Source organism: Pseudomonas lini (assembly GCF_030812475.1).
GTDB classification, from domain to species: domain Bacteria; phylum Pseudomonadota; class Gammaproteobacteria; order Pseudomonadales; family Pseudomonadaceae; genus Aquipseudomonas; species Aquipseudomonas lini_A.
In genome coordinates, this window is record NZ_JAUSSR010000004.1 from 185,922 (window position 1) to 198,848 (window position 12,927).

At 61.8% G+C, this 12,927-nt stretch carries 8 protein-coding genes; 4 read left to right on the top strand and 4 right to left on the bottom strand.

What is annotated here, in order from left to right:
- Positions 1–26: 26 nt before the first annotated feature.
- Together potE and J2W17_RS09655 are read left to right on the top strand one after the other, a co-directional pair.
- Positions 27–1,436, top strand: coding sequence for a putrescine-ornithine antiporter (gene potE, locus J2W17_RS09650; RefSeq protein ID WP_307332926.1), 1,410 nt, complete (start codon positions 27–29; stop codon positions 1,434–1,436).
- Positions 1,433–3,718, top strand: coding sequence for an Orn/Lys/Arg decarboxylase N-terminal domain-containing protein (locus J2W17_RS09655; RefSeq protein WP_307332929.1), 2,286 nt, complete (start codon positions 1,433–1,435; stop codon positions 3,716–3,718). The genes potE and J2W17_RS09655 overlap by 4 nt, the downstream gene beginning before the upstream one ends.
- 417 nt (positions 3,719–4,135) lie before the next feature.
- Here the strand turns inward: J2W17_RS09655 and betA are convergent, their stop codons facing one another.
- The 4 genes from betA to speB form a co-directional block, all read right to left on the bottom strand.
- Positions 4,136–5,824: a choline dehydrogenase gene (gene betA, locus J2W17_RS09660; RefSeq protein ID WP_307332931.1), complete on the bottom strand. Its 1,689-nt coding sequence runs from the start codon at positions 5,822–5,824 to the stop codon at positions 4,136–4,138.
- Between the two features lie 2 nt (positions 5,825–5,826).
- Positions 5,827–7,395, bottom strand: coding sequence for a purine-cytosine permease family protein (locus J2W17_RS09665; protein WP_307332933.1), 1,569 nt, complete (start codon positions 7,393–7,395; stop codon positions 5,827–5,829).
- Positions 7,396–7,584: 189 nt separating this feature from the next.
- On the bottom strand, positions 7,585–9,093 hold the full coding sequence (locus J2W17_RS09670; protein ID WP_307332935.1) for an aldehyde dehydrogenase family protein: 1,509 nt from the start codon (positions 9,091–9,093) through the stop codon (positions 7,585–7,587).
- A gap of 27 nt (positions 9,094–9,120) precedes the next feature.
- Positions 9,121–10,125, bottom strand: a complete 1,005-nt coding sequence (speB, locus tag J2W17_RS09675; RefSeq protein ID WP_307332937.1) for an agmatinase — start codon at positions 10,123–10,125, stop codon at positions 9,121–9,123.
- Between the two features lie 152 nt (positions 10,126–10,277).
- Between speB and J2W17_RS09680 the strand changes: the two genes are divergently transcribed.
- Entirely contained in the window at positions 10,278–11,192 is a 915-nt protein-coding gene (locus J2W17_RS09680) for a LysR family transcriptional regulator (RefSeq protein WP_307332939.1), read from the top strand.
- Between the two features lie 81 nt (positions 11,193–11,273).
- Positions 11,274–12,782: a sigma-54-dependent transcriptional regulator gene (locus tag J2W17_RS09685; protein WP_307332943.1), complete on the top strand. Its 1,509-nt coding sequence runs from the start codon at positions 11,274–11,276 to the stop codon at positions 12,780–12,782.
- Positions 12,783–12,927: the final 145 nt, after the last annotated feature.

Genomic DNA, 12,927 nt, shown 5'->3' on the forward strand with positions numbered 1-12,927 from the left:
CAACCGCAATCCACAGAGGCAACGGAATGTCAGTCGCGAAGAAAATGACCGTGGGGCAGCTGACGATGCTGACAGCCGTCAATATGTTGGGCTCAGGCATTGTGTTGTTGCCGACCAAACTGGCCGAAGTCGGCGGTATTTCCATCCTGTCCTGGCTGATCACGGCCACCGGTTCCCTGGCGCTGGCCTATGCCTTTGCGCGCTGCGGCATGCTCAGTCGCAAGACCGGGGGCATGGGCGGTTACGCCGAGTACACCTTCGGCAAGGCCGGTAACTACCTGACCAACTACACCTATGGCCTCTCGCTGTTGATCGCCAACGTGGCCATCAGTATTACTGCGGTCGGTTATATCCAGGTGCTGTTCGACGTGCAGTTGGGATCGCTGCAAGTGGGCCTGGCGACCATCGCGTTGTTATGGCTCACCACCTTTGCCAACTTCGGTGGCGCGCGGATTACCGGGCGGATCGGCGCGATCACGGTCTGGGGTGTGATCGCGCCGGTGGTGCTGGTCTCCACCATCGGCTGGTTCTGGTTCGACAGCAGCGTCTACGTGGCCGGCTGGAACCCGCACAACATGGGCTGGCTGGAAGCCGCGGGCGCATCCGTGGCGATTACCTTGTGGGCGTTCCTTGGGCTGGAGTCGGCGTGCGCCAACACAGACGCAGTGGAAAATCCGGAGAAGAACGTGCCGATCGCCGTACTCGGTGGAACCCTCGGCGCGGCGGTGATCTACATCGTCTCCACCAACGTCATCGCCGGCATCGTCGACAACCCGGAACTGGCCTCCTCCACCGCGCCGTTCGGGCTGGTGTTCGCCAAGATGTTCACCCCTTTGGTGGGCGACATCGTGATGGCGGCGATGGTGCTGGCCTGCGTCGGTTCGCTGCTGGGTTGGCAATTCACCATCGCCCAGGTGTTCAAAAGCTCGGCGGACACCGGTTACTTCCTGCCGATCTTCGCCAAGGCCAACAAGGCCGGGACACCGATTGTCGGCATGTTGATTCTGCTGGCGGCCCAGACGGCGCTCGGGTTTCTTACCATCAGCCCGGACTTGAGCAAGCAGTTCGACATTCTGGTCAACCTTGCAGTAGTCACCAACCTGATTCCATACATCCTGTCCATGGCGGCATTGGTGACCATGCAAAAGGTCTCCAACGTGCCGCCAAACAAGGCACTGGCCACCAACATCATTGCCTTGATCGCGGCGGCCTATAGCTATCTGGCGCTGTACAGCTCGGGCGAGCAGGCGCTGATGCTTGGCGGCGTGGCGACCATTTTCGGTTACACGCTGTTCGGCTTCGTCAACAACCGCCTGATCCGCCTCGAAGCGCTCAATAACAGCGTCCCGACGCAGACCGTCAGCGCTCAACACCTCACGGGCGAGCCGCTGCCGGTCAACCGTTTGCAAACAGTCACTCTGGAGATTCAATCATGACGGAATATAGACATTTGCTAGGCATGCTCACGCTGCTGGTGAGCAGTCCGCCGGACAAGAGAACCGTATTTGGCCGCGCCCTGAATCAGTTGATCAGCGACGTGGAAGAACGCTCGATCAGCGTGCTGGTCTCGGAAAGCCTGAGCGACGCCACCTCGATCCTGCATTCGGATCCGGCGATTCAATGCGTGTTGCTCAGCTGGGAAATGGACGACAGCGAAGGTCATGAAGAATGCATCAAATTGCTGACCAACCTGCGCGAACGCAACACCCGGGTGCCGGTGTTCCTGATCAGCGACCGCAGCACCGCGTCGAGCATCCCGCTGGTGGTCATGCAGCACGCCGACGACTTCATCTGGCTGCCCGAGGACACCAGCCGCTTCCTCAGCGGGCGCATCCTGGCCGCCATCGAACGCTACCGGCAAGCCGTGCTGCCGCCAATGTTCGGCGCGTTGCTGAAGTTTTCCCGCAGCTATGAATACTCCTGGCACACTCCTGGACATGCCGGTGGCACGGCGTTTCTCAAGAGCACGGCGGGCCGCGCGTTCTACGAGTTCTTCGGGGAAAACCTGCTGCGTTCGGACCTGTCGATCTCGGTCGGCGAACTGGGCTCGCTGCTCGATCACAGCGGCCCCATCGGCCAGGGCGAGCGTTATGCCGCCAAGGTGTTTGGCGCGCACCGCACTTATTACGTGACCAACGGTTCATCGACGTCCAACCGGGTCATTCTCATGGCCAGCGTCACTCGCAACCAGATCGCGCTGTGCGACCGTAATTGCCACAAATCCGCCGAGCACGCGATGACCTTGTCCGGGGCCATTCCGACGTACCTGGTGCCGACCCGTAATCGCTACGGCATCATCGGCCCGATCCTGCCGCAGACCCTGAGCGCCGCCAGCGTGAAAGCCGCCATTGCCGAGAACCTGCTGGTCAAGGACGGTATCGACCCGACGCCGATCCACGCCATCATTACCAATTCGACCTACGACGGCCTGACCTACAACGTTACCCGGGTCGAAGAGCTGCTGGGCCAGAGTGTCGACCGCCTGCATTTCGATGAAGCCTGGTACGGTTATGCGCGGTTCAACCCACTGTACCGTGACCGCTTCGCCATGCACGGCAGCCCGGACGATCACGATGAGTCGCGCCCGACCGTGTTCGCCACCCAATCGACTCACAAGCTGCTGGCCGCGCTGTCCCAGGCTTCGATGATCCATGTGCGCAACGGCCGCAACCCTATCCCGCACGGGCGCTTCAACGAGTCGTTCATGATGCACGCCTCGACCTCGCCCAACTACGCGATCATGGCCTCCTGCGACGTCAGCTCGGCGATGATGGAAGCGCCAAGCGGGCAGATCCTGACCACCGAATCCATCGAGGAAGCCATCGCCTTCCGCCAGGTGATCTCGCGCATGAATCACGAGATGCGGGGCAAGGATGAGTGGTTTTTCAGCTGCTGGCAGCCGCCGTCAGTGCAGGTGGGTGGCGCGGCGATACCCTTCCATGAAGTCGATCCGGTGCTGTTGAAAACCGAGCCGGACTGCTGGGTGCTGCACCCGAACGAGGTGTGGCACGGTTTCGGCGACATCGAGGAAGGCTACTGCATGCTCGACCCGATCAAGGTCTCGGTGCTGAGCCCCGGCATGGGCGACGACGGCCACCTGCTGGACGTCGGCATCCCCGCCTGCGTCCTCACCGCCTACCTCGGACGCCAGGGCATCGTCGTAGAGAAAACCACCGACTTCACCATCCTGTTTCTGTTCTCCATCGGCATCACCAAAGGCAAATGGGGCACTCTGGTCAACGCCCTGCTCGACTTCAAGCGCGACTATGACGACAACCTCGAACTCGAGCTGTGCTTGCCGGACCTGCTGAGCGCCAACCAGCAACGCTATGCCGGCATGGGCCTCAAGGACCTCGCCACGGACATTTTTACCGCCATGAAGCAACACAGGACCACGGCAACCATGGCCCAGGCGTTCGGCATGCTGCCGCAGGCGGAATTCAGTCCGGTGGAGGCGTACGAGAAGCTGGTGAAGAATCAGGTCGAGCTGGTGACCCTGGAAGAAGCCGCCGGGCGCATCGTCGCGACCGGGATCGTGCCCTATCCACCGGGCATTCCGTTGTTGATGCCGGGTGAGAACGCAGGGCCGGCGGACGGGCCGTTGCTGGCCTATCTCAGGGCGCTGGAAAGCTTCGACAAATCCTTTCCCGGCTTCACCCATGACACCCATGGGATCGAATGCGAGGGCGGGGTTTATCGGTTGTTGGTGTTGAAGTGATGTAAGCCGAATCCTCGGCTTACACAAACCCTGTAGGAGCGAGCTTGCTCGCGATGGACTAAAGAGCGCCGCGTTTAACAGCAAACACGCGTTATCGTTAACTTACACAAACCCCTGTGGGAGCGAGCTTGCTCGCGATGGACTAAAGAGCGCCGCGTTTAACAGCAAACACGCGTTATCGTTAACTTACACAAACCCCTGTGGGAGCGAGCTTGCTCGCGATGGACTAAAGAGCGCCGCGTTTAACCAGCAAACACGCGTTATCGTTAACTTACACAAACCCCTGTGGGAGCTGGCTTGCCAGCGAAAGCGGAGTGTCAAGCAACGTCAATGTAGCTGACCCACCGCCTTCGCTGGCAAGCCAGCTCCTACAGGGGATCTCCTTCAGCCATGGCAATCGCATTGCGAAGGCCTGAATCAAACCCTCACATTGCGGCCCGGCAAGGTCGATCGCTGACTGTTTTCCCAATCCGCCACCAGGCCCACCGGTGCATCGGACGCCGGCAGCATGCTCCGCCCGCGAACCAGATCCGAGGCGCGCTCGGCCAACATGATGGTCGGTGCATTGAGGTTGCCGTTCGGTTCGGTCGGGAACACCGACGAATCGATCACCCGCAGACCCGCGATACCCCGCACCCGCAACTCGGAATCCACCACCGCCATGTCGTCTTCGCCCATCCGGCAAGAACCGCACGGATGGTAAGTGCTCTCCAGATTCTCGCGGACGAAGGCGTCGATCTCTTCATCGGTATTGACCTGCGGCCCCGGTGCGATCTCCCCGTCGCGGAAGCGGTCCATCGCCGGCTGGCCGATGATCTCCCGGGTCAGGCGAATGCAGCGGCGGAACCCTTTGCGATCCTCTTCCCGTTGCAGGTAGTTGAACTGAATTTCCGGATGCTCGTAGGGGTCCGCCGACCGCACCCGTACATAACCGCGACTCTTGGGTTTGTTCGGCCCGGTGAGCACCATGAAACCGTGGCCCTTGATCGGTTTGTTGCCGTCGTAGCGCATGGCCGCCGGCAGGAAATGGAACTGAATGTCCGGCCAGCGCAGCCCCTTGTCCGAGCGGATGAAACCACCGGCCTCGAAATGGTTGGTGGCGCCAAGCCCGTCCTTGAACAACAGCCAGCGCAGACCGATCATCAGCTTGCTCAGCGGGTCCATTTTGCTGTTGAGCGTCACCGGTTCCTTGCAGCCGAACTGGATGTAGACCTCGGCGTGGTCCTGCAGATTCTCCCCTACCCCCGGCAGGTCATGGCGCACGCCGATCCCGGCTTTGCGCAGGACCTCGGCCGGGCCGATGCCGGAACGTTGCAGCAGGTGCGGTGAGCCGATCGGCCCCGAGGAAATCAGCACCTCACGGTTGCAATGAACCTGGTGAGTCTGGCCTTCGTGATCGTACACGACGCCGACGGCACGTTTGCCTTCAAGGATGATCTGGCGGGTCATCGCGTGGGTGATCACGGTCAGGTTCGGACGGCCCATGGCCGGGCGCAGATAGGCGTTGGCGGTGGAGCAACGCACGCCATTCTTCACCGTCATGTGCATGGCGCCGAAACCTTCCTGCATGAAGCCGTTGCAGTCCTCGGTCTTGATGTAGCCCGCTTCGGCACCGGCGTCGACCCAGGCGCCATACAGCGGGTTTTTCATGTGATTGCCGTTGGTGGTGTGCAACGGGCCGGTGCTGCCGCGATAGCCGTCACCGCCCTCCTCGTAATGCTCGGCCCGCTTGAAGTAAGGCAGGCAATTGCGGTAGCCCCAACCCTGTGCGCCGAGGGATTCCCATTCGTCGAAGTCATACGCATGGCCGCGGATGTACACCAGGCCATTGATCGACGACGAGCCACCCAGCACCTTGCCGCGGGGGCAGTGAATGCGCCGGCCGTTGAGGTAAGGTTCCGGCTCGGTTTCATAGCGCCAGTTGTACTTCTTGGTGTTCATCGGAATCGAAAACGCACTCGGCATCTGGATCACCACGCTGCGATCGCTGCCACCGAATTCCAATACCAGCACGGAAGTGGCCGGGTCTTCGCTCAGGCGGTTGGCCAACACACAACCGGCCGAGCCTGCACCGATGATGATGTAGTCGTATTTTTGCGTAGCCATGATTATCTCCCGGCCGTCGATTCGTTGAATACCGGCAACGAAGGCTTGGTCAGCCGGTCACCGGTGGTGTATTGCGGGGATGTTCTTTCGATGTGCTGGATGACGGTTTCTTCGCGCTTGAGGTCGATCGAGCGGCTCAGCCAGTAGTACGCCAGCCCCGAAACGATCAGCCCGACCAGCCAGGCGATGTCGATGCTGCCGAGCGCCCTGGCCAGCGGGCCGACATAGACCTCGCGCTGCTCGACGCCGTCGTAGATGTAGAAGAACGGGATCATCGAGATGAAGCCGATGGCATAGGCGGCGATGCCGCGCAGGCCCCAGCTGCCGTAGATGTTGCCGTGGGGCATGAAGAAGTGCGGTATGGCGTAGCGGCCCTTGCGCACGAAGAAATAGTCGGTGAGGTTGACCGAGGTCCAGGGCACCAGGAAGTACAGCATCACCACCAGGTAGATCCCCAGCACCGACAGGCCTTTGCCCGAACTCTGGATGCTCAGGGCCACGCCCAGTTGCAACAGGATCACGAAAGCGATCGCCAGGATCCGTGCCTTGCGGGTCGGCTCGATGTGTTTGATCGAGTCGACGCAGGTCAAGGTGGTCAGCTTGGCACTGTAGATGTTCATCGCGATCACCGGCAGGAACGCCAGGATCGTGACCACCACCACGGCCGTGCCCATGAACGGCGACACGGTGTTGCCCACTTGGCCAAGGGCGACCAGCACGTCGGTGGAATGCAGGTGATCGGCCAGCCAGCCCCCCACGGAAATCATCCAGGCACCGGACAACGAGGCACCGAGAAACACCACCGCGATCAATTTACCGCTGGAGGTGTTCTTCGGCAGGTAGCGCGAATAGTCGGACACATAAGGCGCGTAGGCGATGTTGTAGCTCGCTGCGGCGGCGAACTGGGCGATGAAACCGGTCCAGTTGAAACCCAAGGGTGCCGGGGCCACTTCGCCGGCGGCCAGTACCGGCATCGGCGCGTCGGGCACCCAACCCATCAGCACCGCCAGGGTCACCAGGCCGTACAGCGGCAGCGACAGGAACAACGCCCATTTGAAACTGCGGTGCATCCAGTCGTGACCGAGAATCGCCAGGACGGCGGCCGGCACCGTCACGGCCACCGCCACTACAATGGGGTTGAAGCCGAACAGCGTGTGCAGGCCCTGCATCATCAACACCAGGTTGACGATGTTGAACCCGGCGAACACGAACAGCGTCGCCAGCAGCACCAGAATCACTCCGCGATAGCCGAATTGCGCACGGGACTGGATCATCTGCGGCAGCCCCAGGTGCGGGCCCTGGGAACCGTGAAAGGCCATGAACAGCGTGCCGAACATGATGCCCAGCGTCCCGGCGAGGGTGGTCCACAAAGCGGTCAGACCGACGCTCGGGCCCACGAAGCCGATGGTCATGGTGAAGAAGGTGAAGTTGCCGAGGAACCAGAACGGGCCCTGGCTCGACAATTTGTCGGTGCGCTCGGCCTCCGGGATGAAATCGATCGAATGGCCTTCGACTATGGGTTTGTCGTCGAGGATGGACAGGCTGGGGGTGGCTTTGGCGTCAATGTTCATGATGGGCTCTTGTTTTTGGAAGATCATGACGAGATAACTGCATTCTTTTCGGTGAACGACGCCCCCCTGTAGGAGCAAGCTTGCTCGCGATGAGGCCTTATCCGTCACTGCATCTGCGCCTGTCCCTACGCTATCGCGAGCAAGCTTGCTCCTACAGGAATTGCGTTCCTTCAAAGCATCCGCCGCGACTCAGGGCAGCGTGATCCAGACCGCCTTGGTTTCGAGCAGATAATCGAGCTGCTCCGCGCCCAGGTCCTTGCCGAAACCGGACTGCTTGTAGCCTCCAAACGGCATCGACGGATCGAGGGTGCCGTGGGCGTTGACGTAGACCGACCCCGCTTTCAACCGCGGGATCAGGCTGTGCACCTTTCCAAGGTCATTGGAGTACAGTGCCGCCGCCAGGCCATAAGGCGAGTCATTGGCCAGGGCCAGAGCCTCTTCCTCATCGTCGAACGGTGCGGTGACCAGCACCGGGCCAAAGATCTCTTCCTGGACAATGCGCATGTCGTTGCGGCAATGGGCAAAAATGGTCGGCTCGACGAAGAAACCGGGGCCCTCCACAGGCTGCCCGCCATAGACCAGTTCGGCGCCTTCCTGCTTGCCGATTTCGATGTAGTCGGTCACTCGCTGCTGCTGCAACGCCGAGACCAGCGGGCTGATGAAGCAATCCGGATCCAGGCCCGGCGCCATCTTCAAGGTCCTTGTGCAGGCGATCAGTTCGCGCAGGAATTCGTCGTAGACGCTGCGATGAATATAAGCCCGCGTGCCGGCATCGCACACCTGGCCCGAGTTGAAGAACACGCCGTTGGCGATGGCCTGGGCGGCGGCTTTCACGTCCGCGTCAGCCAGGACGATTACCGGTGATTTTCCTCCGAGTTCCAGGGTAAGTCGCTTCATTTCGTCCAGCGCCGCGCGGCCGACGGTGCGACCGACCGGGGTCGACCCGGTGAAGGTCAGCTTGTCGATGCCCGGATGGGTGGCCATGGCCGCGCCGACCACACTGCCGCGACCGGTGACGATGTTGATTACCCCGTCCGGGATGCCGGCTTCCTGCACCAGTTCAGCGAATCGCAAGGCCGACAGCGAGGTCAGTTCGGCCGGTTTGACCACCACGGTGCAACCGGTTGCCAACGCGGCGCCAAGCTTCCAGGCCATGGTCTGCAGAGGGAAATTCCACGGCACGATGGCGCCGACCACGCCCACCGCTTCCTTGCGGGTGTACGCCAGGTAGTTGCCCGGCAGCGAGGGCTCGACAGTGCGGCCGTGAAGCTTGGTGGCCCAGCCGGCGAAATAGCGCAGGGTATCGACCGTGCCCTGGATATCGACATCCCGGGCAAAGGCCGCCGACTTGCCCATGTCGATCGATTCGATTTCGGCCAGCTCGGCGGCGTTGCTTTCAATCAGGTCGGCCAGGCGCTGCATCATGCGCTCGCGTTCTGCCGGTTTGGCCTGACGCCAGGCGCCACCGTCGAATTGCGCGCGGGCGGCTTGCACCGCGCGATCCAGGTCGTGGGTGGTGCCCATGGGAATCCGGGTGATCAGGCCTGCGGTCGACGGTTCGATAACATCGCTGGTCTGCCCGTCGCTGGCGCCGACAAATTCGCCGCCGATGAACATTTTCTGCGCCTTGCCGAGGAAAGTCTGGGTGGCTTCGGAGACGCCGAATTTCTGCAGGTAATTTTTGACGATCGTGTCCATTTTCAGTCCCTCTATGCGGCGGTCAGATCACGCCGAAGCCGTGGTGGTTGCGCTCATGACGTGACGCGCCTGAGCCCGCTCGTGGAAGATGAAGCCGATGCTGTTGAGCAGCAGCTGCGCCGCCAGGATCGAGGTCATGCCGGTCGGGTCATAGACGGGTGCCACCTCGACCAGGTCCATGCCGACGATGTTGCCCTGGCTGCGCTTGGCCAGGGCCTGGATGATTTCCAGCACTTCGTAATAGAGAAAACCGCCATGGCTGGGGGTGCCCGTGCCGGGGGCGATGGAAGGGTCGAAACCGTCTATGTCGATGGTGATGTAGTAGTTGATGTTCTGCGGGATCAACGCCAGCACACCGTCGACGCCCAGGCGCCGCACGTCGCGCACCGAGAGGATCTTCGAGCCCGCCGCATGGGCCGCTTCGTAGTCGTCGCGATTGGAGGAAGACACGTTGCGGATGCCCATCTGGGTCATGCCGACGATGTGGTTCATTTCCGAAGCACGGCGCAGCGGGTTGCCATGTCCGTAGCGCACGCCGTGGCGTTCGTCGACAAAGTCCAGGTGGGCATCGAAATGGATGATGTGAATCGGACCGCGCCCCTCGAAAGCCTTGATCACCGGGGCGTGCACCGAGTGATCGCCACCGAGCACAACCGGCATGACGCCGGCATCGAGGATCTTGCGCACCGCGTATTCGGTGTTCTGGTTGCTGGTGACCATGTCCGTGTGCACGATGTCGGCGTCACCGACGTCGACCATGCGCACGTCGGCGGCGGTCAGGTACATCACGTCATCTTCGTGGTCGTAGGCACCGGCATGGCCGAAGGAAAACAGCGTCGATGCCTCGCGAATCCCCCGAGGCCCGAAACGGGCGCCGGAGCGCCACTGGGTGCCCATGTCGTTGGGGACGCCAAGGACTGCCACGTCGGCCTCGAGGGCATCCCAATCGGTGCACACCGGGGATTTGCCAAAGGTGCAGTGCCCCACGAATGGCAGGTTCAGGCGGCCGGATTCATAACCGTTGTTCGACATGTCGGGCATCTCCAATTGTTGTTTTTGGCGGTGCGGTCTTGGGAGGCGACCGCCGTTGGAGTGACTATGGGCGCAGGTTTTCGTGGAAAAAATGCTAAACATCAGATACTCATATCGGCGTTAGCGATGCATCCATTTGCGGGAGGTCCAAGGTGATCCAGCTGCACGATGTCGATCTGAAACTGCTCAGGGTGTTTGCCACGATTGTCAGGTGCGGCGGATTTTCCGCCGCGCAGGCGGCGTTGAACGCCGGCCAGTCGACCATCAGCGAACAGATGACTCATCTGGAAACCCGGCTCGGGGTCAAGCTCTGCCAACGGGGGCGCAGCGGCTTTCGCCTGACCGAGCAAGGCGTGGCGATCCATGAGGCGACCCAGCGCCTGCTCTCGGCGGTGGAAAATTTCTGCATGGACGCCGACGTACTCAAGCAGCACATCAGCGGCAAGCTCAACCTGGGCATCATTGACACCACCATTACCGACCCGGACTCGCCGCTGCCGCGCACCACCCAGCGCTTCGTGTCCCGGGGCCACGACGTGCACCTCAACGTATACGTCGGCACCCCGGCGGAGTTGGAAGAACGGGTGCTCGACGGTCGCCTGCACCTGGCCATCGGACACTTCCCGATCCACGTTCCCGGGTTGTTGCATTCGCCGCTGTATCAGGAAGCCCTGGGGCTGTATTGCGGGCGGCGGCATCCGCTGTACGGCAGCCAGGCCGAAGGTGACGAACTGCTCGAAGAGCTCGGCGCGAGCCGGATTGTGGTCAGGGGCTACATGCAGCAATACGACCTGGAGCACCTGGGCGTGAGCAAGGCCGCGGCCACCGTGGACAACATCGAAGCGCTGGCCATCCTGTTGATCTCCGGTGCCTACCTGGGGTTCTTGCCGGTGCACTTCGCCACCCAGTGGGTCAAGACCGGTGAAATGCACCAGCTGGCGCCCACCAGCCTGCAACTGATGTCGCCGTTCGATGTGATCACCCGACGCGGCACTGCCCCGCCGCCGATCCTTCAAGCTTTTCTCGAGGACCTGGCCGCCTGTTCGCGCAAGGCAGCCGTTAACTGACAGACACTGCTCGCCACAATCGAACAGTGCCCGGCATACTGATCGGTGCAGTTATCCCGTCCACCACCTTGCAGGCTCGTCATGCGCATCCACGTCACCTTCATCGACCGCGTCGGCATCACTCAGGAAGTACTGGCCCTGCTCGGCGGGCGCAGTTTCAATCTGGACGCCGTCGAGATGGTGCCGCCAAACGTGTACATCGATGCGCCGACCCTCGGTTCCGACGTGATGGAGGAACTGCGCGAGGCGTTGCTCGGCGTGAAGGGTGTACAGGCAGTGACCCTGGTCGACATCCTCCCGGGACAACGTCGCCGCCTGCAACTGGATGCGTTGCTCGCGGCCAGCATCGACCCGGTGCTGGCGGTGGACGACCGCGGCCATGTGCTGCTGGCCAATCCAGCGCTGATCGCCTTGTGTGGCCGTGAACCGGCTGGCGAACCGCTGACGGCGCTGTTCGATGATCCCGACTTGCAACGCACGCTGATCGATCACGCCTATCGCCTGCCCATGCACGAGGTCAGCCTCGCTGGCCAGACCTTGCTGCTCGACGCCATGCCGATCAGCGATGCCGGCGCCCTGCTGACCCTGTATCAACCGAACCGCATCGGCGAACGCCTCTCGGCGCTGCACCATGACCATGCCGAGGGGTTCGATGCGCTGCTGGGCGAATCCCCGGCGATCCGTACCCTCAAGGCCCGCGCCCAGCGGGTGGCCACCCTCGATGCGCCGCTGCTGATCCAGGGCGAAACCGGCACTGGCAAAGAACTGGTAGCCCGCGCTTGCCATGCCATCAGTACCCGGCGTGACGCGCCCTTCCTGGCCCTGAACTGCGCGGCACTGCCGGAGAGCCTCGCCGAAAGCGAGCTGTTCGGCTACGCCGCCGGCGCCTTCACCGGCGCGCAACGGGGAGGCAAACTCGGCCTGCTGGAACTGGCCGACCAGGGCACGGTGTTCCTCGACGAAGTTGGCGAAATGTCGCCCTACCTGCAAGCCAAGCTGCTGCGCTTTCTGAGCGATGGCTGCTTCCGTCGGGTGGGTGGCGATCGCGAGGTCAAGGTCAACGTGCGCATCCTCAGCGCCACCCACCGCGACCTGGAAAAAATGGTCGGCGAAGGCAGCTTCCGCGAAGACCTGTTCTACCGCCTGAATGTACTCAACCTGCAAGTGCCAGCGTTACGCGAACGCGGCCACGACATCCTGCTGATGGCCAATCACTTCATGCAACAGGCCTGCGCACAGATCCAGCGCCCGGTCTGCCGCCTGGCGCCCGCGACTTACCCGGCGCTGCTCGGCAACCGCTGGCCGGGCAACGTCCGGCAATTGCAGAACGTGATCTTCCGCGCCGCCGCCATTTGCGAAAACCCGCTGGTGGACATCGACGACCTCGATATCGCCCGCACGACCATGGAGCGGCAGAACGCCGGCGAGGTCGGCAGCCTGGAGGCGGCCGTCGGGGATTTTGAAAAGAACCTGCTGGAACAGCTTTACCGCAGCTATCCCTCCAGCCGGCTATTGGCTGCGCGTTTGCAGACTTCGCACAGTGCGATTGCTATTCGACTGCGTAAGTATGGGATTCCCACCAAGCCGTAGAATCGACAAATTAAAAGCCCGCTCTCACAAGATTTGTGTTGCCGAATGATCTGTCTGTAAATCGATACAGCGTATCTAAATCGATACACCTACTTCTAGACCCCGTATTTTTTACGTTTGGTTCCTGCCCCTCTTCTTGCTATCG